Origin of the sequence: Ostreibacterium oceani (assembly GCF_009362845.1) — a bacterium.
GTDB lineage: Bacteria > Pseudomonadota > Gammaproteobacteria > Cardiobacteriales > Ostreibacteriaceae > Ostreibacterium > Ostreibacterium oceani.
The window spans coordinates 44,711-67,612 of the sequence record NZ_WHNW01000011.1 but is presented as its reverse complement, the minus strand read 5'-3'; the positions used below and the strand labels follow the sequence as shown (position 1 = coordinate 67,612).

The following is a 22,902-nucleotide window of genomic DNA, read 5'->3' as shown; positions in this document are numbered from 1 at the left end:
ACGATTGGAATTAAATCGATTCATCAATTTTTACAATACTGTCAAACCGCACAAAAGTTTGAACAACGCAACACCTTATGAGATACTTAGTCACTACTTTGAGTTAACCTAACTGTAAACAACGCGAGGATTTCTTACAGCTTATCCTATCGAGTGGTATATTAACCATGCCCGTATTGGCTTGTGATTTCGTCAAAGACAACGGCATAATTAATCCATTAATTTCGTGGTCGAATCTGCACATAAACATACGCCGCCTTGGCAACCAGCTCGACCCCTTCGCCACTATAGCGCTCAGCCGTTGCCACCATGTCAACCACATAGGACGTACTCCCTTGTGAAGCGAGCTGCGCATAAAAACTAACGCGATCACCCACATAAATCGGCAAAATAAATTCCATATGATTGACCGCTTTGGTGACTAGGCTCATGTTTTGTTTGCGTGCTTCGCGGCGCGCAATGACAGAGCCTGCCACGTCAAACTGTGCCAATGTCCAACCGCCAAAAACAATCCCACCCGGATTGGTATCCTTAGGGAAAGGAATAACGGATAATACTAAATGGCTCGCATCTGTTATACTTTGAATGGATTTATCGTTAAACATCGTTTTTATTATCGTTTATTGTCAGCAATTCGCATTGGGTTAGGTTTATGAATTTACCACAGTTTGGCGATTGGATACAGCAACATCCAATCGAATCGACCATCTTATTATTACTGAGTTTATTAACACTGCTCGCACTACTTGTTTATCTTGGGCTTCGCCGCCTGCACCAAAAAGCCGCGGCAAACATAGAAATAGAGAAACAAAACCAACAACTTATCTCACAGCTTTCACAGGCGTTTGAACAGCGTATGCAGCACCAATCGCATACCATGAATCAGTACCATCAACAGCTACGCCAAGAGCATGAACACACAAAAAGCGCCATCGATCAACGCTTTCAAAGTTTATCACAAGGGCTTTACACGCACCAACAGCAATCACACAAAAATCAACAAACGACTTTCTTTCAGCTACAACAAAGCATTACTGAGCAACTCAAAAATCAAACCGAACAAGTTCGCCATAATGTTGAGCGCCTTAACCAAACCACGGAAAACCGCCTAAAAGACATTTCAAACCGTGTCAATGCGCAGCTTGAGCAAGGATTTACCAAAACGCAAGCCACCTTTACTGATATACAAAAACGCCTCAGCATTATCGATACGGCACAGAAACGCATCGATGACTTATCCCATAATGTGGTCTCGCTACAAGATGTTTTGACCGATAAAAAATCACGGGGGACTTTCGGTGAAATGCAGTTACAAACGATTGTTGAAAATGTCTTGCCGCCGCAGTTTGTCGACTTTCAATACACACTAAGCAATAACAAACGTGCGGACTGCATTATTCACTTACCAGAGCCTAGTGGTGATATGGTTATTGATGCAAAATTTCCCCTTGATGCGTACAAACAACTCATTAAATCACCCAACGATGACCTCGTGATTGGCCAACAATTTAAACGTGCCATCAAAAAACATATCGATGATATTGCAGACAAATATATTCTGCCACCACAAACGGGTGACTCAGCCATTTTATTTATTCCTGCCGAAGCTATTTTTGCCGAGATTCATGCCTACCATCAGGATATCGTTGAGTACGCCCAACGCAAGCAAATTTGGCTGACATCACCGACAACCTTAATGGCGGTTTTGGCGACGGCAAAATCGGTCATCAAGGATGATGCCACCCGTAAACAAGCACACATTTTACGCGAGCAACTCTATACCTTGCGCACGGATTTTGACCGTTTTCAAAAACGCATGGACAATTTGGCCAAGCATATCGATCAAGCCAATCGAGATGTGCAAGAAGTCAACACGTCTGCCAACAAAATCAGCCACCACTTTAAAAAAATTGAAGCCACCGATGAATGGGATATTAACGTCACCCAAACAACCGACAAAGAAACAACATCGTAGCCATATCGCTATAAAATACCACCATCGAATGCTACCATTGCATACCACTACCACTACAGTATCGCCATTGCGTACGACAATAAAGCACGGCAATAAAGCACGATAAAACCCGCCTATAATAATCGGTAATAAAACACGCTAAAAAATACGCACAAGCAATTAAAAAACATGCTACACTCAGAAAAAATCAACGCTAACCTAAAAATACGACATCAATTTGCTCAAAAAACACAACAAATTGTTTTTTAAACTAATAATCTGTTTTCGAGAGACCACTATGAACAACACGCAGCCCCAGACGCAGCCCCAGACGCAGCCCCACACGCAGCCCCGAGCGCAGTCAAAAACCGACAACCGCTTTTTGCAACTCCTTGACCGCCAACAAGCCTTATTGGCAGATGGCGCAACAGGTACTAACCTGTTTGACATGGGATTAACCGCAGGCGACGCACCCGAGCTTTGGAACCTCTCTCAACCCGAAAAAATCATCGCGCTACACCAGTCTTTTGCCGATGCAGGCGCTGATATTATTTTGACGAATAGTTTTGGCGCCAACGCGAGCCGCCTCAAACTACACAGCGCCGAAGACCAAGTTTATGACATCAACAAAGCCGCAGCCACCATCGCGCGCCAAGTCGCTGACAACAGCGGTCGTACCCTCGCCGTTGGTGGTTCGATCGGTCCGACGGGTGAAATGTTATTTCCACTTGGCACGCTAACCGAAGATGAAGCCGCTGCCATGTTTGCGGCGCAAGCCCAAGGGCTAGCTGATGGTGGTGTCGATGTTATCTGGATTGAAACCATGTCAGCCTTAGAAGAGGTCATTGCCGCCGTTAAAGGCGCCAAAACCGTTGGTCTGCCGATTGTCACGACAATGAGTTTTGACACGCATGGACACACCATGATGGGTATTTCACCTGCGGCATTTTCTGATTTCAAACACCAAACGCTGGGTGAGGACGTTACCGCCATTGGCTGTAACTGCGGTGTCGGGGCGGAGGAAAGCCTCGCTGCACTAGCCAAAGTCGCGCCTGATATTATCAAAGTCGTCAAAGCCAATTGCGGTGTGCCACAATTTAAAAACGGTGAAATCTGCTACACAGGTACCGTCGAGTCCATGGCCGAGTACGCCAAAACAGCTGCACAAAGCGGTATTCGTGTCATCGGCGGCTGTTGCGGCACAACACCTGCGCATTTACGCGCGATGCGCGCCGCACTCGATGCGGTGAATGCGGCGCGCAGCTAAATCAACCGCCTGTCCTACCGCCTTTTCTGTCGCCTTTTCTGCCTTCTCGTCTAGCGTGTTGCTTGCTGCCAAGCACCGCTAGACCACTCCAATACTCCTTCAAGACCACTTCACCTATAACAAACCTTCATATAGTATGCTTTATCGATAGCTTAGTCTGACGCAAATTCCTTTACAATAAGTGTATCGAGTCAATATAGCGCGTCAAGAAAAAGCGTCAATACAAAGCGTTCAGCGCTGACTCTACTAATAAAAAGCACACTAACCAAAAGAGGAACCGATATGCGCAAAATTATCCAAAATGTAACCGAACTCGTTGGCAATACGCCGTTGTTCCATGCCAAAACCCTATCAACGGCTGATTCTGATGTGCTGCTCAAGCTAGAGTATTTTAACCCGGGCTTTAGTGTAAAAGACCGCATCGCACTCAGCATCATCGAGACGGCAGAAGCCAACGGTGAGCTTAAACCTGGTATGGAAATTATCGAAGCCACATCGGGCAACACAGGCATTGGGCTGGCCTGCATCGCTGCCGCCAAAGGCTACCCATTGACGATTACCATGCCTGAAAGCATGAGCCTAGAACGCCGCAAACTACTGACAGCCTATGGCGCCAAATTGGTACTCACGCCCAAAGAACTCGGCATGAAAGGTGCCGTTGCCAAAGCCAGTGAGTTAGCCGAAAACAGTCCCAACGCCTTTCTCGCTAGGCAATTTGATAACCCAGCCAACCCCGATATTCATTATCGAACCACTGGCCCTGAAATCTGGGAGCAAACTGGTGGCAATATTGATATTTTTATCTCGGGCGTTGGCACGGGCGGTACGATAACCGGCGCGGGCAAATATTTAAAAGAGAAAAACCCCAATCTGAAAATCATCGCCGTAGAACCAATTGAATCCGCCGTGTTATCGGGCGAGCCCCCTGCACCACATAAAATCCAAGGCATTGGGGCAGGTTTTATTCCCACTGTATTAGATACCAGTCTTTATGATGAGGTTTTTCAAGTCAACGTCGACGATGGGGTCAGAGTCGCGCGTGAACTCGCTAAATCAGCAGGTGTATTAGTCGGTATTTCAGGTGGCGCAATGGCCTATGTCGCACAACAATTTGCAAAAAATGAACCAGGAAAGCAAATTGTCACCATCACCCCATCGAATGGTGAGCGTTACCTAACGACCTTTTTATACGACATCGCGCAGTAATACGTCGTGTAATGCCGTCGTGTAATGCCATCGTTATTTTACATTTTGACACACCGAGCCGCTTTGACCGCCCCGTTATATCCGCCAATCACTAACGGGGTGGCTTTAGCCTAGTGCTAGTGCTATCTCTAGCCTCTATCTCTAGTCCCGCCCCTATCGCTCACCCTCGTCACGCACGCCATCAATAAACCGCTAACTCATCCAATAACCCATCAATAACCCATCAATAGCCCGCTTCTCTATCCACCACCCCTGTCATTGGCTGACCCGCTTCAAACGCGTGGATATTATTGACAATTTGCGCGACGGCGTCATCCTGTTGTGTCAGCGCCGCAATGTGTGGTGTGATGATAATCCGTTCATCCGTCCAAAAGGGGTGCGTGACAGGCAATGGCTCGACTTGAAACACATCGAGTAGCGCCCCCGATAGCACGCCATTATCTAACGCCCATAGCAAGTCATCTTCCACCAAATGCTCACCGCGCGCCAGATTGACCAAAAACGCGCCGCGTGGCAATTGCGCCATTAACTGTTTATTTAAAATGCCTTGCGTCTGCGGGGTTAGCGGTAATAAATTAATAAGCACTTCGCTGCGGTTGAGCAATTCAGATAATGCATCGCCACAGTAGCACGTCACACCCGAGATGACTTTTTTGTCTCGGGAATAGCCACTGACAGAATACCCCAATGCCGCCATTTTGCTAGCAACAAACCCACCTAACGCCCCTAACCCCAAAATCCCGATAGGTGTCGTAAATGGCAAGCGCTTTAGTGATAATATATCTAGCCAGCGTTTTTGCTGCTGTGCATTGGCAAGCCGCTGAAAATCACGCGAATAAACCAACGTTGCGTACAATGCCATTTCAAACATTTGCGCCCCCATACCCGCATCGACTAGACGAACGATTGGGACAGACAAATCCAAATCCTTCGCTTGCCTCAATAACGCGTCAACACCCGCACCTAAACTAAACAACACCGATAAATTAGGCGTCTGCATAACCGATGCGTTGGGCTGCCATGCCAGCAAATAGTCTACCGCCATACCAGCAGACCATTTGGATACTTGGTGATTAGGCAATGCGCTTTGCAATTGCGAGACAAACCCTGTCAGATAATGATTATCGGGGTGATAAATCATGATGTATTTTTTCGTTGGCATTGTCGCTGGCATTGCTATACTTGATCAGTTAATGCGGATTCAACGCATTGGATCATCGAACGAAAACTACGTCCATCAGTCAGTAAATAGAGATCTGCCACGCCGCAGTATAATTCATGGCGTTCGGCGCGCAATCGCTTTAGCGTGTTTTTTAGATTGCCTTGTTGCAGAATCGGCCGCTTTTTATCATGACGCAGACGGATATACTGTTGGTTTAGCCCAACGTCTGTATGGACAACCAGCCGCTGACGCATAATCATTTGACGACAGGCCTCTGTCAATACGCAACCACCGCCTGTTGCAATCACGGCACAATGATTCGTTTCAAAGATTTTATCAAGCACAGCCGCTTCACGGCTCCTAAATCCTGACTCGCCTTCGGTATCAAAAATGGTCTGAATATCGACCCCCAAGTGTTGCTCGATAGTATCATCGACATCAATAAACGGCACGTGAAAATGCTGGGCGATTTTTTTGCCCAAGGTTGTTTTACCCGCGCCCATCGGACCGACCAAAACAATATTACCTGTTAATTCTATCACCCGACTTTCTCCCCCAAACGTGCCTCAAACGCGCCCCAAACTGACCCAAAAACAAGTCTTTCACCACTTCCGCTTTGTTGTTTTTATTCATCCAGCTATTGACCCAGCCATTCACCCAACTATTCACCCAACTATTCACCTAGCGTGAGATTTTTTTATTTTAGCATAGCTTGATTTTAAGGCATATTTTTTGCCTATTTTTTCATGGCACTCAACTAAAATACGCAATGTAAATACACAATTTCTCTCCATTGTTTTATCCATTGGTTGATTTTAAGCGCATTATTCGATAACTTATATGGCTAAGCTGACAAAAATGACAAATAACGCTTAGTTGAGACTTGCTTCGTTGCGATTGCTTTGTCGCGACTTAGATAATTCGCTTATCGAACATTCGCTTATCGAACATCCGCTTATCGAAAATTTGCTTATCGGATATTCGCTTGTATCGTTCACCCCGTTCATCGCATCCTTGTCCAATTAAACTAATAACACAAATAATACTCACAAACTAATACTCACAAACTAATACACAACCAATCAGGAGAACATCATGAAATCACGTGCAGCCGTCGCCTTTGCCCCTGGTGAACCTTTACAAATTATTGAAGTCGATGTCGAGCCCCCAAAAACGGGGGAAGTCATGGTCAAAATCACCCACACTGGTGTCTGCCATACTGATGCATTCACCTTATCAGGCGAAGACCCAGAAGGCGTTTTCCCTGCCATTTTAGGTCACGAGGGTGCGGGTATCGTTGTTGCTGTCGGCGATGGGGTTTCTTCTGTTGCGGTTGGTGACCACGTAATACCGCTTTATACGCCCGAATGCGGCGAGTGCAAATTTTGCCAATCAGGGAAAACCAATCTCTGCCAAAAAATCCGCAGCACCCAAGGCAAAGGCTTAATGCCAGATGGCACCTCTCGATTCAGTTACGAAGGTAAACCTATCTATCATTACATGGGCACATCAACTTTTAGTGAATACACCGTATTACCCGAAATTTCGGTGGCCAAGATTGATGAAAATGCGCCACACGAAGAGGCTTGTCTACTCGGTTGTGGCGTAACCACGGGTATAGGCGCTGTCAATAACACCGCCAAAGTCGAAGCGGGCGCAACCGTTGCGATTTTCGGTCTAGGTGGCATTGGACTCGCCTGCATCCAAGGCGCCAAAATGGCGAATGCTGGGCGTATTATCGGGATTGATATTAATCCCGATAAATTTAAACTCGCCACTTCGATGGGTGCCACCGACTGTATTAACCCCAAAGATTATGACAAACCAATCCAAGACGTCATTGTCGACCTTACCGACGGCGGTGTGGACTATTCATTTGAGTGTGTAGGCAACGTCAATCTCATGCGTGCTGCGCTAGAATGTTGCCACAAAGGCTGGGGCGAATCCGTCATTATCGGTGTCGCAGGCGCAGGGCAAGAAATCTCAACCCGACCATTTCAGCTTGTCACAGGACGTGTCTGGCGTGGCAGTGCATTTGGTGGCGTCAAAGGTCGCAGTGAGTTACCCGCACTCGTTAAAAAAGCCATGGCGGGGGAAATTCAAATCAAGCCTTTTATCACCCACACGATGGGGCTTACTGACATTAACCACGCATTTGACCTCATGCACCAAGGGAAATCAATCCGTAGCGTCATTGATTACAGCCTATAATGGGTATCCCTATAATGGGTATCTTAGCGTATCGTCGCCTACGTAAAATAAAGGGATAAATTAACAACAGGGGAGCAGGCAATACCTTACCTGACTGCCCCTATTAAGTACTTTTAAGTACCTTTATAAGTACTTTTAAATACCTTTAAATACCTTTAAGCATCTGTTAGATTGGCATCACTGCAAACCCATTTTTATAGACTGGGCCCATGCCAAAATTTATACCGAGATTTATAGCGAGGGTTACACTGATGCTATAATAAGGCCTATAATGATGGCTATAATGAGGCGATTAATTGGCGGCGCGTAAAGATTATCAATTTGCCTAGGCATGCCTGCTATTTCACGCCCCTTATTTTGCATTTTTACGGAATTTTCTCACATCACCTTCGCTCAAATTGTCGACTAATTCTTACACCAAACAGTACATAAAATTTGTGTTTCATCGGCTTGTGGATAAATTGAATTCGTCAAGTCATTTTTTTCATTTTTTTTATTGACATCGGCAAACCCCTTACCAATAGCGTGATACTCAAACTTATCACGAGATGACATTTATTTCATGCAAATTCACTTTGAGAAAAGCAGCATGATTTCGTTTAAAAATCATCAAAAAACAGCGCCGTCAAAAAACAATATTATTTAACTATTTGTTTTTTAATTGATTTAATTATACACAAGATTCGAGAACGAATTTATTAAGGAAAATAAATCAGGTGACTGCTACTGAAAAACTTAAAGAAATATGACAGAAAAATGTCAATTAATCAGGCTATGTCATTTTTTAATAGCAGCGCGCCATGACTAAATTTAGTCAGAGTTACCCACAAAATTCGTGGATAAAGCTGTGGATAACTCTGTGGAAACGTGGTTACTACTTGGTTTTTTACATTGTTCATTTTTTGAACAGCACCAAGTAAGCATCAGCTAACCGCTAAATCCACTATAATATCAGTGCCACTACCGTAAAATCATAACAGAATAAAAATCACCGCCACCTGTTGGTGTATTAATTTCTCAGTCTACGGATAAAGTCGGTATAATAAGGGTATAATAAGGTATTAAGTCAACCCCAATCCATCGGCAATATGTTTATTCCCATCGAATTTCAAAAGGCATTTGAGCAAAGCCAGCAATCAGCCATTCGTATCCACGCGAAATACCAGCCCAACGACACCAACCCACTAGCCAGTAAGTTTGGCGGCACGCCGTTTTGGCCTGATAACTCACCTGAAAAATCACCCGAAAACTCAGCTGAGGGCACACCCCAAAAAACACCTGACAAACCAGTCGATTCAACGGGTCGACCGCTTTATTTGCTGGCACAAATCAATTTCGCCGAGATTAACCTACCCTCAGCACTGCCCAAAGACGGCTTGTTACAGATTTTCATTCCCATGTATGACCCTTATTATGGTGCCAACTTCGATGAGGATGAGGATGGGGGTGATAATAAGAATAGCGCTGACGATATAAACAACCATGCACGCAATGATGCCCAAGCGGTTCGTTACTATTACTGGGAAGCCAGCCAGCTCCCTACCCTTGATACCACCAATCCCAGTACAATCAAGGGCGAGGGTGAAATCGACAACGAAGCGCTAGTCCCCGTCTTTGGCGCACACTATTTAACCTTTGAATCGGCAATCGACTACCCCAATATTGACACCATTGAATTAGCCGCAGCCATGCAAACCAACCCATTCAATGTATTAGAAGATGTTACGGTGTCTGACAAAGAAGCCGAGCAGTTTTACGACGCCATACAGCGTACTGCCACCGCAGAGGGGCATAAACTATTGGGTGCGCCCTACTTTACACAAACTGACCCACGCACAGACACCAGTTACCAATTACTGCTACAAATCGATACCGATATGGACGGCGATAATGACATTATGTGGGGGGATAACGGGGTTGGTCACTTTTTTATTAGACCCGACGACTTACGCAATAAAAACTTCGCATCGCTTTGGTTTCACTGGGATTGCCATTGATTTATCGTTTCGCTGATTAGTGCGTATGGACGCTTCAAACTCACTGGCTGATTATTTCGCTGAAGGCAAGCGCACTTTGGTGATTGGTGCGCCATTTATCCTCAACCAGCTGCTACAAATGTCGATTGTCACTATCGACAGCATTATGGCCAGTAGCGATGGCAAACTAACACTGGCTGCAGTGGCGCAAGGCATTATCCTCTGGGATGTGGTTGCGCTCATTATCATTGGCATTTGTATGACACTCACCCCCATGATTGCCAAAACCCACGCCAAAGGCAACACTGAACAACTACGCCACCTTTTTCAGCAAAATGTTTGGACAGCGCTTATTGTGGGCATTGTCGGGATGATTTTGATTTGGTATATGCCGTGGCTAATGGTCTGGGTGGGCGTCCAATCCATCATTATCGCGCCTGCCACCGACTATTTACGCGTAATGGCAATTGGCATTCCTTTTTTGGCGTTGATGTTGCCGACACGTTTTTTTAACGAAGGAATAGAAAACGCAAAAATCGTTATGCTAATTACCGCCTTGTCTATCCCTATTAACATTATTGGTAATTATATTTTTATCCACGGATTATTTGGTTTCCCCAAAATGGGGGCCGCAGGCATTGCGCTGTCTAGTGTGATTAGCATTGTCATTGTGTTTTTTGTCTCTTGGGGCTATTTGTTATCTAGTCAAAAGACACGACACTATCGGCTAATGCAAGCATTCTCTCGCCCCGCTTTGCTGACCATTCAGCGTTTTTTTTCGCTGGGATTGCCCAATGCTGTTGCGTTATTGCTTGAAGTCGGTATGTTTGCGTTTGTGGTCATGCTATCAGGACGAATGGGGGTCACAACAGCAGCAGCCAACCAAATCGCCTTTAACTATGCGTCACTTGTATTTATGATACCGCTGGGGATTAGCATGGCACTAACCGCAAGGATTGGGCGAGCCATGGCCCACAATGACTTAGCCAAGGCGAGAGTCATTGGGTTATCAGGCATGGGGCTTGGTGCGTTGTTTATGGTCTTTTCTATTCTAAATATTGTCTTATTTGGCGAAAATATTGCCAGACTTTATAGCCATGATACCGCCGTATTGACCCTCGCGGTGGGGCTGCTCACTATCGCCGCTATTTTTCAAATCCCAGACGCCATCCAAGTCTGTGGCGCGGGGGCGCTGCGTGGCTTAGAACAGACCAAAGCCCCCATGCACTACGCTATTATTGGTTATTGGCTTATTGGTATGCCGGTAGCGTTACTGCTCGCTTTTACCTTGGACAAAGGTGCCTACGGATTATGGCTGGGACTCGCCATTGGTTTAACCATTACCGCAACGCTAGAAGCACGTAAGTTTATCCACTTAACTCGCCCGCAAATTCTGCCAACCCACTGACAGCCCGCTGCAGCACAAAAAGCACAACCCCAAAAGCCACGTATTCGATCAGTGGCTTTTGTTCAATAGTGGTGTTCAATCAGTGGTGTTCAATCAGTGGTGTTCAATCAGTGGTGTTCAATCAGCGGTGTTCAATCAGTGGTGTTCAATCAGCGACTCTCTAAGATAATCCGCAACATACGACGTAACGGCTCTGCCGCACCCCATAACAACTGATCACCCACACTAAAGGCGTTTAAATACGTATCACCCAAATTCATTTTGCGCAACCGCCCCACGGGCACATGCAAATTGCCTGTGACTTTAACGGGTGATAACTCGCGCGCAGTGATGTCGCGTTCGTTCGGAATGACACGCACCCAATCGTTGGCAGCCGCGAGCATTTGCTCAATTTCGTCTAATGGTATGGCTTGTTTTAGCTTAATCGTAAAGGCCTGACTATGGCAACGCATCGCGCCAATCCGTACACAAGTACCATCGATTGCAATCGGGTTAGCCATGCGCCCTAAAATTTTATTCGTCTCGGCCATGGCTTTCCACTCTTCACGGCTTTGCCCGTTATCCAGCGCCGTATCAATCCACGGAATCAACGAACCTGCTAATGGCACGCCAAAATTATCCACGGGCAATTTGCCTGAAGCAATAATATCGGCGACTTTTCTGTCAATATCTAAAATCGCACTGGCAGGGTCGGCAAGCTCGTTGGCGACTTCATCACGAATCAGTCCCATTTGCGTAATTAATTCGCGCATATGGCGCGCACCACCGCCCGATGCCGCTTGATACGTCATTGATGTCATCCACTCAATCGCATCGGCTTTGAATAACCCGCCCAACGCCATTAACATTAATGAAACCGTGCAATTACCACCAACAAACGTTGTTTTACCGTCTGCCATCGCCGTGTCAATCACGGAATGATTCACAGGGTCTAAAATAATAACCGCCTCATCATCCATGCGCAAGCTAGAGGCCGCATCGATCCAATACCCTTGCCAACCTGCTTGGCGTAATTGCGGATAAATGGCTTGGGTATAATCACCGCCTTGACAGGTAATAATGACATCCATGGTTTTTAGTGTTGCGATATCATTCGCATCTTGTAACACTGGCACGGGTTTACCCACATCAGGGGCTGCTTGGCCCGCTTGAGACGTCGTAAAAAATACAGGCTCATCAATTTGTGCAAAATCATTTTCTGCGCACATTCTATCCAGCAGCACAGAACCCACCATGCCACGCCAACCCACTAACCCTACTCGTTTTATTTTACTCATCTATTTCACTCGCTTATTCTTGTAATAACTTATTGATTAATTATATTAAAGTTCGCTAAAAGCGTGCTAGGTTAACGCCGTAATGGTTAACGACGTAACGCGGCTAACACTTGCTCGCCCATTGCCTCACAGCCCACCAACGTCATCCCGTCACTCATAATATCAGCCGTTCGATAGCCTTGGTCGAGTACTTGATTAACCGCTTGGTTGATTTGATCAGCGAGTGTTGCCTCATTCAGCGTATAACGCAATAACATCTCTACCGACAAAATAGTGGCCAACGGATTGGCCTTGTCTTGGCCGGCAATATCGGGGGCGGAGCCATGCACTGGCTCATAAAGCCCTTTGCCTTGTTCATCAAACGACGCCGATGGCAACATACCAATCGAGCCTGTCAGCATCGCGGCACAATCTGACAAAATATCCCCAAATAAATTACTGGTCACCATCACATCAAACTGCTTAGGCGCGCGCACCAATTGCATCGCGGCATTGTCCACATAGAGGTGCGATAGCGCCACATTAGGGTAAGACTGACCAACGGCCTCAGCCCCTTCGCGCCATAATTCAGAGACCTCTAACACATTAGCTTTGTCAACCGAACACAAGCGTCCGTCTCGTTTTTCGGCAATATCAAAGGCGACCTTCATAATACGCGCAATTTCTGATTCGCTATACACCATGGTGTTATAGCCGACTTTTTCATTACTGCCACTTACCTCGCGCGTTTCAATACCGCGTGGCTGGCCAAAATAAATACCGCCTGTTAATTCACGCACAATCATTAAATCAAGCCCTGCGACTAATTCAGGCTTTAAGCTCGATGCGGCCGCCAATTGCGGAAACAAGATTGCAGGCCGCAAATTCGCAAATAGTCCTAACGCATTACGGATACCCAGCAAACCACGCTCTGGCCGCAAATCACGCGCCAGTGTATCGTATTTTGGTCCGCCAATCGCGCCCAATAAAATCGCATCGGCACGTTGTGCTTGGGTTATGGTTTCCTCAGGTAACGGGACGCCAGCGGCATCATAACCCGCGCCACCGATTAATGCCGTCTCTAACGTCGCATCAAGCTGCCCACTATCAATCAAATAGCGTAACACGTTTTCCGCTTGCTTAACAATCTCAGGTCCAACGCCATCACCTGGCAATAATAATATTTTTTTTGTCATGGTTTAATTCCTACAATTTTATTACAAAAATTCAATTAATTCTGCTACGTTAACACATAATGAAGAAAGGATGCTAAAAACACAATAACTAGCGATGAAAATGCCAAACACCTATCCTTTTCTTTCAAACATCCCATTAAAGATTGAAGCAAAATGGCAATAAACCAAACAAAAACAGTAGCTGACAATAATTTTAATATCCCGCTAATCTCATCAGACTTAAAAAACAATGCAGCCGCAAAAAAAACGATATAGATAAAGCATGCTATTAGGCTAATTTCTTTAGCAATAGCAACCCATCTAACGAACCTAGTTCTTACTCTGTTAAACAAATCATAATAAAAAAGAAACACCAGAAAGGATACAAAAAATATTATGGACAATAACAATAAGGATATAATAGACATTGAAAAATTATTTAAAAACCATATTACCTTTTCAAAATTAAACTCATTCGTTAAATACAGCATAATACTTGTTCCCATGATAGGGATACAAAAGAAAAGAAACGTCTCTTTTATCTCCAATAATTCTTTTTTAACCGAGTTAATAGATAATATTTTCATAATTTTATCAAATATTTAAATTTTTTATTATCATGGTTTCCAAAAGTGCTGCGTCTTGCCATGCCTGCATGGCAGGCAGTGCGAGCAAGGCTTTCTGATAACGTTTAGCGGGCGCTGACAATGCCACATCATACGTTTGAAAACGAAAGGCAACAGGGGCAAACATACAATCGGCAATGCCAAATGACCCGCATAAAAATTCATCGTCGACCGCTTGTGACCAAATGGCATCTATGCGTGCGATTTCAGCAAACAACGCGTTATCACTGGCATCGTAGGTTTTATGCTTTTCGCGAATGTCCATTGGCATCTGAGTGCGAATCTGAAAAAAGCCTGAGTGCATTTCAGCGGCTAACGCACGAGCTTTTGCTCTGGTTTCAATATCGCTTGGCCAACCGTTATTCGATAAATATTTCTCTGAAATATATTCGCATATCGCTAGCGAATCGCTCACAATTAACGCGCCATCGTGTAGTGTGGGTACTTTTTTTGACGGACAGTATTTTGCCATCAACGCTGGCATCTCGGCTGAGTAAAGGGGGATCAATACCGTTTCAAAATCCAGCCCATGATATGCCATCAGTAACCACGGACGCAATGACCACGAGGAGTAATTTTTGTTGCCGATAATTAATTTCATTAAAATCCTCTGTTCTATTATTAAGACGAGTTAGTTCTGTGGGTTTGATGCAAAAATCCACGGGCAAGCTTTGCGATAATCTGCTTCAAATGCTTTGATTTCGTCAGCATATTGTAGCGTTAGCCCAATAGCATCCAACCCTTTGAGCAAGCAATCTTTGCGAAAACTATCAATATCAAAAGGATAAACTTCATTCTCAACACAGACGGTTTGTTTGGCCAAATCAATGGTTGCTTTTACTGCGGTGCCATCAGACAAAGCAAACAGCGACTCCACCACATCAAACGGCAACACAATCGGCAACACGCCGTTTTTAAAACAATTATTATAAAAAATATCCGCAAAACTCGGGGCAATAACAGCGCGAAAACCATAGTCTTCTAGCGCCCATACGGCGTGTTCGCGTGACGAACCGCAGCCAAAATTTTCACGCGCCAATAAAATCGTCGCCGCTTGATACAATGGATTATTTAACACAAAATCAGGATTTTTCGGACGCTGGCTATTGTCTGCATGCGGCTGTCCTTCGTCCAAATAACGCCATTCGTCAAATAAATTGACACCAAACCCACTGCGCTTGATGGATTTTAAAAATTGTTTGGGGATAATTGCATCCGTATCGACGTTCGAACGGTTAAGCGGGGCAATCAACCCCGTTTCTATTGTAAATGCTTTCATATTAACTCCGCCCTAAAGCCATTCTCTAATGTCAACAAAATGTCCCGCAATCGCCGCTGCCGCCGCCATCGCGGGTGAGACCAAATGCGTACGCCCGCCGTTACCTTGGCGACCTTCAAAATTTCGATTAGACGTGGATGCACAATGCTCACCTGGTAGCAATTTATCTGCATTCATCGCCAAACACATTGAACACCCAGGGTCACGCCACTCAAACCCCGCGTCGATAAAAATTTTGTCTAGGCCTTCGATTTCGGCTTGTTGCTTGACCAAGCCAGAACCAGGCACAACCATCGCCTGTTTGATAGTGCTGGCAACTTTTTTGCCTTTGGCGACTTTGGCAGCCTCGCGTAAATCTTCAATTCGAGAATTCGTACACGATCCAATAAACACGCGATCCAACGCAATACTCGTTATCGGTTCACCACCTGTGAGCCCCATATATTTCAGCGCGTTCTCGGCGGCCTGTACTTTGACTTTATCCGCAAAATCACTTGGCTTAGGCACTTGTTGCGTCACATCCACCACCATTTCGGGCGATGTCCCCCAAGAAACTTGCGGCGCGATATCGGCCGCCTGTAGCGTTACTTCTTTATCGAAAGCCGCATCGTCATCACTGTGTAGCGTTTGCCAATAACCAACCGCTTTGTCCCATAATTCACCACTGGGTGCGAATGGACGGCCTTTGACATACGCGATGGTTTTCTCATCAACGCCAATTAATCCCGCACGCGCACCCGCCTCAATCGCCATATTGCAAACCGTCATGCGACCTTCCATCGACAAATTGCGAATCGCAGAACCCGCAAATTCCAGCGTATAGCCTGTTCCACCTGCCGTCCCAATATGGCGGATAATCGCCAGCACAATATCTTTGGCATAGACACCTGGCTGCAATTGTCCTTCGACATTAATGCGAAACGTTTTCGTTTTTTTCTGTGTTAGGGTTTGGGTTGCCATGACGTGTTCGACTTCGGAGGTACCGATACCAAACGCCAATGCGCCAAATGCCCCATGCGTCGCGGTATGCGAATCACCACAGACCACCGTCATTCCTGGCAAGGTCGCCCCCTGCTCGGGCCCAACGACATGCACAATACCTTGGCGGGTATCGGTCATTGAAAAGGCGTTTACCTTGAAGTCTTGGCAGTTTTTATCTAGCGTGGTGACTTGTAACTTGGATATTGGGTCTGCGATACCTGCAACCCCTGCACTGCGATTATCTGTCGGCACATTGTGATCAGGCACCGCTAATATCGCTTCGGTTCGCCACAGCTGGCGTTTGGTCAACTTGAGGCCTTCAAATGCTTGCGGAGAGGTGACCTCGTGCACCAAATGTCGGTCAACATACAGCAACACCGTGCCATCATTTTCTGTCCTAACCGCATGGCGCTGCCAAATTTTGTCGTATAATGTTTGCCCCATTTCATCACCTCTTTTACGTATTATGTCGGCCCAGTATACTGGCCTGTTATGCAGATTTTTTGCAGATTTTTTGCAGATTTGTTCGCAGATTTTTTGCAAACGCGCCACCCAAATACCCATCCGCTGAGCGCGCTAATCTGCTGAATTACCTACCAGTGTAGCAAAACCTAAAAATAACTCAAATTCATAATTTTTATTCATTGCATTCCTTTTGGTTATTTGCTAAATTATCATCATGGATTTCGCTCAACTACAAGCCTTTGTTAAGGTCGCAGAATACCGCTCTTTCTCCAAAGCTGCCCAGGCGCTACATATCACACAGCCCGCCATTAGCAAACGCATTTCAACCTTAGAATCGACGTTAGATACAGTATTATTTGAACGCCTTGGACAACGAATTATGCTCAGCGAAACAGGGCAAAAATTACTCCCCGAGGCGCAGCTTATCTTAGACAAGATGGAGCATTTACGCGATTTAACGGGGGAGTCTGACAACCCCATTCGTGGTAAACTTCGCATTGCCACCAGTCACCATATCGGCTTGTACCGCTTGCCTAATATGCTACAACAGTTTGTCACGACTTACCCTGATGCGCAGCTCGACATGCATTTTACTGATTCAGAAGTTGCCCATCAAGCCGTTATCCACGGTAGCGCAGATATTGCCATAGCCACCTTGCCCACAACCGCTGACAACCAGCTCGACATCACACCACTATGGTCTGATACGCTGATGATGATGCTAGGGAAATCTCACCCGTTGGCGACACAAAAGCACCTTGATTTAGCCACGCTATGCCAATACCCTGCTATTTTACCTGACGAAGGGACGTTCACCCGCCGAATTATCGATGATGTTTTAAAATCCAATGAACTACAATGCCGAATTGCCTTTACGACCAATTATTTAGAGACCATCAAAGTGATGGTCGAGGCGGGCTTGGGTTGGTCTGTATTGCCTGCCATTATGAAAAGTCATAAACTCATTGCCCATCCGCTAGCGTCTGGCTTGGCTTCACAACTATCAACGCAATCATTAGCGCAATCATCAGCGCACCCACCCACCCGCTCGCTTGGCGTCATGATTCATAAGAACAAACAAATCACACCAACCCTTAGCGCATTACTGACCTGTTTGTATCAACACACCGCGCCAAATGAACGAATCTAACACGTTTTTCTAGTTAACTGTCATGTAATTCTCGCGCCTAATCGCCGTGCCTAAGTTTTGCGGACAATCGCATGACATTACGCTAACGAATGGGGATCGCGATCTAAAATAAGATACAAACAGACTGGCAGCAGTCCCAACAACACGGCAAACTGCGCTGGCAACTGGATAATCGACCAAACAGACAAAGCCGACGACTGAGACAACAGTGACGGGGTCGTTAATGAGGCCATCACGACAATGACAATCCAAGCCACCGCCCCAGCGACACTTAATAACCATAGCCCCTGGTAAGCAAGTTGGTTTTTTGCACGCGGCAAAAATAACAACGTAACACCCACTGCAAGCAATAACCAGCCCCATTGACTATGCCATAACACATTCGCGAGGGCACGTAGGTCATGCGATAGACTCGATGGATTCCAGCCCGAGTTCCAGCCTGTATCAAGCGCCATAAAATCCCCTATCATCGCACCAGTTGTCTGAGTGACAATACCTAACGCATACAGTAAAATAAGCAATACCGTTGTTGCCACACTACCGCCTAAATTACCCAATAAAGCAAAAAAAATCATCGCAATAACAGGCACCCAAAACAGCGTAGCATGCAAATAAGCCAAGCCCAACAGTAGCAAAACCACCACGAGCATCATAAACCGTCGCTCGCGATAGGTCAAAAAAATCGCAACCCCGATTGTCAAAGCGACTTGCACCATCATTGCGATTGCCCCATAACCACCTATTTGAGCGTGTATTTTCTCTGATGAAAGTGATATTGAGGGCGATATCGTCATCAGCATCGGTGTTAACACGGGCAAAGATACCAACAAATAGATCGCGGTTAGCGCAAGTAACGGTGGCGCACCCAAATATCGCAAGCCACCATAAACCATCAGCCCCATACCAACCATCATCATAAACCAATACAGTAACAGGCTATTAACACTGGTTTGTAGCGGCGCCATTCCTGCGCGTTGAATAGATTGCGTATATAAATCCAAGAACATTTTTCCCATCTCCGTTACGTAAAAAGGCGCGTCACCCTTAACGTTACTTGGATGGTCAAAAAGACGAATACTGCCCAAATGCGGGGACAAATGCGGGGACAAATCCGTCAGCGCCGTTATCTCACGACCATAATCAAAGACAGACAGCCCAAGACGAATTAACAAATAGCCCAGCAATAGCGTAAATATAAATCGCGACAGGTTACTCGGTGCTTTTTCTAAGCGTAATTCCTCTAGCGTGCAATTTTTGGCGCGAAAAAACCACAGAATTGGCAGCGCCAATAATACATTCAAGCCAGCAATCTCTGCCCATTGCCAATCACTGCGGATGGTTTGGTAAAAACTAATCAAGCCCAGGTTGGCAACTATGCCCAGCAGCACACCCAATCCTAACGCAAAAAATACGTAGCCATAACGCCGTTTGAGGCAAGCTAAAACCAAAGCGCTGCCCAAGAGGGTCTGCGCCGCTAAAAAAACCATTAACTCAATCATCAGGCGCCTCCTGCAACCTTGGCTGTAGCTGTGAACCTTGCTGTAGCGGTATACTCCCCTGTGGATTGGCACTGACGCCACGCGGCTCGACCGCAGGCTCAATCGTTTGCAATCCGTTTTTCTCGCTTGCTACCCCGTGATGCTCAGAGGTTGCCTCAAACACTACTGGCCACGTCGTCGCTGGCAGCATACTGTCACGTAACGTGATCCAGCGCCAATTATCCCAAAGCACCCAACAAAGCGCCAATACAGCCCACCACGCTTTGGCGCTTAGCTGTTTTGCCGCCACTAATATCAATAAAAAAACCAACCCCAGCAAACCTGCGTAGCTAATCATGAACTGGTGCGGCTTTAACGGGCTATGTTTACTGACCAATAAAGCAGGCAAATCAAACCAGCGTATCTCACGGGGCTGCCAAATAACTTCCGCCAACTCATAAGGCGCAATGATGCCATCAGCGGCCAATGTCATTGCACGAATCCCGCCCAACTGGTCTAACTGCGCTAACTGTTCGGCGTAATTTTCTAGGTGCACACGAGCAGTCAAACCATCCGTGTATAAAATCGGGATCTCAACGGGTGATAGGTTTTTTGCCTTAGTTAACGTTTTGGATGAATAAGGCGAATGTGCTTCGTTTCCCCAAAGAGACAACGTAAACGTTTGCAAGGGGTGTTTTTTGGCAAATCGCAGCACCAACGTCTCATAAAAAAACGCCTGTCTCGCTTTGTCAAACGGCAAATGAATCGCGGCTTGGGACTTGGCATCCAGTATTGGCTGGGACGCTAAGGGGTTGGCTTTCTGAATATTGTTATCATTTAGCGGCTGAGATAGCGACTGAGATAGCGGTTGAGATAACGACTGAAAATCCAATCCAGAATCGGTGAATTTCAATTGCGTCGCCAAATAAGACGGCGTAAAAAAAACCGCAAGCAACGCCCAAAGCAACAGACAAGCAATCATGCCTGCAAAGACAAATAGCGCAAAAGATTTAGTCTTTATTGATTGCATAAAAATCATTCAACCTGACAAAGAAGCACCACATGTTCTTATCCATTTTTCGTCTGAGGTCATTGCACACCATATTTTGTACACCATATTTTGCACACCGCTTTATCCATTTACGTTAGTTTGCGTTAATTTGCGTTCACTTACCTTTGCCTATCTTTTTTCTAGCTATTTATCCATTTGACTGCGCCCATTTGCACTGCCTTTAAATTGAGCACCCAGCGTAATCAACCCAACGATTTAATCCGACGGTGTAAGACGATACTTTAATTCTATCATGAGTTGTAGCCCCCAACCCAAAGGACTCACCCAAAACAACGGATGATAGCGCGAGAAATAGTACCGAAAACCATCCCGTTTATGGCGCTCTACTTGCCGCTTGCTTGCATTACTTGTTCCTTTGACGTGCGTGATAGAAACCCGCGTATCTAATAAAATCCGTCCGCCATTTTCCACAAGCCGTCGGCAAAAGTCAATATCTTCAACATGCAAAAAATACCGTTCATCAAATCCACCTAACCGATGAAACAGTGCCGTCGGCATCAGCATACAAGCGCCGCTACAGACAGGGATACTCAGCAATTCCGCTGACACAGGCTGACCCACCAAATTAAACCGTTTATGCCGCAAGCTGGGCAATAGCTTATCGAGCTTTAGCATTTCGATGGCGAGCGCCATCGGCGTCAACACATTACGCCTTAAACCGCGTTGCTCACTGCCATTTCGATTAACAATCCAAGGCGATAGTAGTGTTGTTGCGTCCATCGCTGCCTGTCTAGCCAACAAGCTAAGCAATGCGTCTGGCGGCAAGATACAGTCAGGATTAATTAATAATAAGCACGCATGTTTTGCGCGTGATACGCCTAAATTACTGCCTGCTGCGAATCCAATATTGCCCTGCCCTGAGAGAAGGTCAATCTGTTTATCAGCGGCTAATTGGTGCAAATAAGCACGCGTTTTTTCATCATTGCCATTATCGACAATGATAAGCTGCAGTGCTGCGCCCGCCGCGTTTTGCAATAATTGCTGACGGCCTGCCAGTAACGCCGCAACACTGTCTTGCAACACTTGCCCCGTATAATAAGACACCATGACCACAGAAACTGGCATAACTGGCATAACTGGCATAACGGGCATAACTGACATGGTTTATTTAATCCAATGATGATTCAGATAAACACTGCCTAAGGCGATAAGGTCACCTTGAACGGTTAGCGGCAATTCATAGGTATCAAAAAGACGAATGGCTTCTGGATCCATTGCATGTAAGTTCACGATAAACTGCCCTGGCAATAACGCAATCGTAGGATAACAGACAGTAAATGCAAAATGCTTTTCATCAATTGGTGTCAATGTCACATCATCCATCGCACTTGTCATGCCATAAATGGCACTGCCATCAGATCGATTAATCCCAACGGCCACCACTGGCGAGCGCCCATCAGGCGAATAGACCACGCCTTTAAGGTATAAGTCAGATTGGTGTTTGATTTTTTCTAAGGCCTGTCCATCGGCATCGCATAACGTCGCGGATTGAATGCTGTATTGACCTTCACTGATTGCTGTCGTTGCTAATTCTGATTGCGCTTTTTTGCTTTTTTTCTCGTGGTAGCTCAAATAGGCTTGGGTGACATCAAGTGCACTGCCATACTGACGAATACGACCATTTTCCATCCACAGTGCATGTGTGCATAATTTTTGAATATGATACATGCCATGAGAACACAGCAGTAATGTGCCGCCACTGGCCAGATAACTTTGCATCCAAGCGATACATTTTTTTTGAAAGGATTCATCGCCTACCGCAAGCACTTCATCGGTAATCAACAGATCAGGCGATAGCGCCGTCATCATCGCAAACCCCAAACGAACCACCATGCCCGATGAATAGTGCTTAATCGGCTCGTGGATATATTCACCGATATCGGCAAAGTCGATAATTGCGGTGAGTTTTTCTGCTAACGCTGGCCCAGACAATCCAGACAAAACGGCGTTCATTTTAATATTTTCTAGACCGCTATATTCTGGGTGAAAACCTGCACCCAGCTCTAATAATGCCGAAATACGACCGTGGCAAGTCACCGTGCCATGCGTCGGATGCAATACGCCAGAAATAAGCTTTAATAACGTTGATTTGCCCGCGCCATTTTCACCAATAATACCCAATGACTCACCACGCGCGACGCGTAAAGACACCGATTCAATAATTGAGTGGTCGTGCGGATAAGGGCGATTAAATAAGGCAGATTTCAATGCCGAAAGCCTTAGCCCCGTGGTGTTG

Annotated in this window: 19 protein-coding genes and 1 pseudogene; 8 read left to right on the top strand and 12 right to left on the bottom strand. The window is 45.9% G+C overall.

From position 1 onward, the window contains the following. Positions 1-112: pseudogene (locus GCU85_RS10480) on the top strand (integrase core domain-containing protein); the annotation flags it as partial. 106 nt (positions 113-218) lie between these two features. Here GCU85_RS10480 and GCU85_RS08735 read toward each other — a convergent pair. After that, a complete protein-coding gene (locus tag GCU85_RS08735) occupies positions 219-605 on the bottom strand; it encodes an acyl-CoA thioesterase (protein WP_152810801.1) in 387 nt (128 codons plus the stop codon). 47 nt (positions 606-652) lie between these two features. On the opposite strand from GCU85_RS08735, the gene rmuC reads away from it, so the two are divergent. The 3 genes from rmuC (at position 653) to cysK (ending at position 4,427) form a co-directional block, all read left to right on the top strand. After that, on the top strand, positions 653-1,975 hold the full coding sequence (gene rmuC / locus GCU85_RS08730) for a DNA recombination protein RmuC (RefSeq protein ID WP_152810800.1): 1,323 nt from the start codon (positions 653-655) through the stop codon (positions 1,973-1,975). Between the two features lie 277 nt (positions 1,976-2,252). Continuing rightward, on the top strand, positions 2,253-3,221 hold the full coding sequence (gene bmt / locus GCU85_RS08725) for a betaine--homocysteine S-methyltransferase (protein ID WP_152810799.1): 969 nt from the start codon (positions 2,253-2,255) through the stop codon (positions 3,219-3,221). Between the two features lie 282 nt (positions 3,222-3,503). Next, on the top strand, positions 3,504-4,427 hold the full coding sequence (cysK, locus tag GCU85_RS08720; RefSeq protein WP_152810798.1) for a cysteine synthase A: 924 nt from the start codon (positions 3,504-3,506) through the stop codon (positions 4,425-4,427). 223 nt (positions 4,428-4,650) lie between these two features. Here cysK and GCU85_RS08715 read toward each other — a convergent pair whose 3' ends face one another. Beyond that, a complete protein-coding gene (locus GCU85_RS08715) occupies positions 4,651-5,601 on the bottom strand; it encodes a 2-hydroxyacid dehydrogenase (RefSeq protein ID WP_152810797.1) in 951 nt (316 codons plus the stop codon). Positions 5,602-5,603: 2 nt separating this feature from the next. Then, positions 5,604-6,131 (bottom strand): shikimate kinase, encoded by a 528-nt coding sequence (locus GCU85_RS08710; RefSeq protein ID WP_152810796.1) that lies wholly within the window; start codon positions 6,129-6,131, stop codon positions 5,604-5,606. Positions 6,132-6,684: 553 nt separating this feature from the next. On the opposite strand from GCU85_RS08710, the gene GCU85_RS08705 reads away from it, so the two are divergent. The 3 genes from GCU85_RS08705 to GCU85_RS08695 all read left to right on the top strand — a co-directional run bounded on the left by GCU85_RS08705 (position 6,685) and on the right by GCU85_RS08695 (position 11,184). Next, positions 6,685-7,800 carry an S-(hydroxymethyl)glutathione dehydrogenase/class III alcohol dehydrogenase gene (locus GCU85_RS08705; RefSeq protein WP_152810795.1) on the top strand — a complete coding sequence of 372 codons (1,116 nt, stop codon included), beginning with the start codon at positions 6,685-6,687 and terminating at the stop codon, positions 7,798-7,800. Between the two features lie 1,088 nt (positions 7,801-8,888). Beyond that, positions 8,889-9,797, top strand: coding sequence for a YwqG family protein (locus GCU85_RS08700; RefSeq protein ID WP_152810794.1), 909 nt, complete (start codon positions 8,889-8,891; stop codon positions 9,795-9,797). A 25-nt stretch (positions 9,798-9,822) separates the two neighbouring features. Continuing rightward, complete coding sequence (locus tag GCU85_RS08695) at positions 9,823-11,184, top strand: MATE family efflux transporter (RefSeq protein WP_152810793.1); 1,362 nt, start codon at positions 9,823-9,825, stop codon at positions 11,182-11,184. Between the two features lie 149 nt (positions 11,185-11,333). Here GCU85_RS08695 and asd read toward each other — a convergent pair whose 3' ends face one another. The 5 genes from asd to leuC all read right to left on the bottom strand — a co-directional run bounded on the left by asd (position 11,334) and on the right by leuC (position 16,945). After that, positions 11,334-12,452 (bottom strand): aspartate-semialdehyde dehydrogenase, encoded by a 1,119-nt coding sequence (asd, locus tag GCU85_RS08690; protein WP_328592823.1) that lies wholly within the window; start codon positions 12,450-12,452, stop codon positions 11,334-11,336. 95 nt (positions 12,453-12,547) lie between these two features. After that, positions 12,548-13,636 (bottom strand): 3-isopropylmalate dehydrogenase, encoded by a 1,089-nt coding sequence (gene leuB / locus GCU85_RS08685; protein WP_152810791.1) that lies wholly within the window; start codon positions 13,634-13,636, stop codon positions 12,548-12,550. Between the two features lie 573 nt (positions 13,637-14,209). Then, positions 14,210-14,842: a glutathione S-transferase family protein gene (locus GCU85_RS08680; protein ID WP_152810790.1), complete on the bottom strand. Its 633-nt coding sequence runs from the start codon at positions 14,840-14,842 to the stop codon at positions 14,210-14,212. Positions 14,843-14,872: 30 nt separating this feature from the next. Continuing rightward, a complete protein-coding gene (gene leuD, locus GCU85_RS08675) occupies positions 14,873-15,520 on the bottom strand; it encodes a 3-isopropylmalate dehydratase small subunit (RefSeq protein ID WP_152810789.1) in 648 nt (215 codons plus the stop codon). Positions 15,521-15,532: 12 nt separating this feature from the next. Continuing rightward, positions 15,533-16,945 carry a 3-isopropylmalate dehydratase large subunit gene (leuC, locus tag GCU85_RS08670; protein ID WP_152810788.1) on the bottom strand — a complete coding sequence of 471 codons (1,413 nt, stop codon included), beginning with the start codon at positions 16,943-16,945 and terminating at the stop codon, positions 15,533-15,535. 235 nt (positions 16,946-17,180) lie between these two features. Between leuC and GCU85_RS08665 the strand changes: the two genes are divergently transcribed. Continuing rightward, positions 17,181-18,116, top strand: a complete 936-nt coding sequence (locus GCU85_RS08665; RefSeq protein WP_152810787.1) for a LysR family transcriptional regulator — start codon at positions 17,181-17,183, stop codon at positions 18,114-18,116. Between the two features lie 77 nt (positions 18,117-18,193). Here the strand turns inward: GCU85_RS08665 and GCU85_RS08660 are convergent, their stop codons facing one another. The 4 genes from GCU85_RS08660 to GCU85_RS08645 all read right to left on the bottom strand — a co-directional run bounded on the left by GCU85_RS08660 (position 18,194) and on the right by GCU85_RS08645 (position 22,874). Continuing rightward, entirely contained in the window at positions 18,194-19,615 is a 1,422-nt protein-coding gene (locus GCU85_RS08660) for a hypothetical protein (protein WP_152810786.1), read from the bottom strand. Further along, positions 19,608-20,624 (bottom strand): hypothetical protein, encoded by a 1,017-nt coding sequence (locus GCU85_RS08655; RefSeq protein WP_152810785.1) that lies wholly within the window; start codon positions 20,622-20,624, stop codon positions 19,608-19,610. Before GCU85_RS08655 ends, GCU85_RS08660 begins: the two co-directional genes overlap by 8 nt. 237 nt (positions 20,625-20,861) lie before the next feature. After that, entirely contained in the window at positions 20,862-21,767 is a 906-nt protein-coding gene (locus tag GCU85_RS08650) for a glycosyltransferase family 2 protein (protein WP_152810784.1), read from the bottom strand. Between the two features lie 3 nt (positions 21,768-21,770). Then, positions 21,771-22,874: an ABC transporter ATP-binding protein gene (locus GCU85_RS08645; protein ID WP_268965713.1), complete on the bottom strand. Its 1,104-nt coding sequence runs from the start codon at positions 22,872-22,874 to the stop codon at positions 21,771-21,773. Positions 22,875-22,902: the final 28 nt, after the last annotated feature.

Coding starts and splice junctions, on each gene's coding strand:
- GCU85_RS08735 (WP_152810801.1), bottom strand. CDS start 605: ATGTTTAACGATAAATCCATTCAAAGTATAACAGATGCGAGCCATTTA.
- bmt (WP_152810799.1), top strand. CDS start 2,253: ATGAACAACACGCAGCCCCAGACGCAGCCCCAGACGCAGCCCCACACG.
- GCU85_RS08700 (WP_152810794.1), top strand. CDS start 8,889: ATGTTTATTCCCATCGAATTTCAAAAGGCATTTGAGCAAAGCCAGCAA.
- rmuC (WP_152810800.1), top strand. CDS start 653: ATGAATTTACCACAGTTTGGCGATTGGATACAGCAACATCCAATCGAA.
- leuB (WP_152810791.1), bottom strand. CDS start 13,636: ATGACAAAAAAAATATTATTATTGCCAGGTGATGGCGTTGGACCTGAG.
- GCU85_RS08695 (WP_152810793.1), top strand. CDS start 9,823: ATGGACGCTTCAAACTCACTGGCTGATTATTTCGCTGAAGGCAAGCGC.
- GCU85_RS08715 (WP_152810797.1), bottom strand. CDS start 5,601: ATGCCAGCGACAATGCCAACGAAAAAATACATCATGATTTATCACCCC.
- cysK (WP_152810798.1), top strand. CDS start 3,504: ATGCGCAAAATTATCCAAAATGTAACCGAACTCGTTGGCAATACGCCG.
- leuD (WP_152810789.1), bottom strand. CDS start 15,520: ATGAAAGCATTTACAATAGAAACGGGGTTGATTGCCCCGCTTAACCGT.
- GCU85_RS08655 (WP_152810785.1), bottom strand. CDS start 20,624: ATGCAATCAATAAAGACTAAATCTTTTGCGCTATTTGTCTTTGCAGGC.
- GCU85_RS08680 (WP_152810790.1), bottom strand. CDS start 14,842: ATGAAATTAATTATCGGCAACAAAAATTACTCCTCGTGGTCATTGCGT.
- GCU85_RS08705 (WP_152810795.1), top strand. CDS start 6,685: ATGAAATCACGTGCAGCCGTCGCCTTTGCCCCTGGTGAACCTTTACAA.
- GCU85_RS08660 (WP_152810786.1), bottom strand. CDS start 19,615: ATGATTGAGTTAATGGTTTTTTTAGCGGCGCAGACCCTCTTGGGCAGC.
- GCU85_RS08665 (WP_152810787.1), top strand. CDS start 17,181: ATGGATTTCGCTCAACTACAAGCCTTTGTTAAGGTCGCAGAATACCGC.
- leuC (WP_152810788.1), bottom strand. CDS start 16,945: ATGGGGCAAACATTATACGACAAAATTTGGCAGCGCCATGCGGTTAGG.
- GCU85_RS08650 (WP_152810784.1), bottom strand. CDS start 21,767: ATGTCAGTTATGCCCGTTATGCCAGTTATGCCAGTTATGCCAGTTTCT.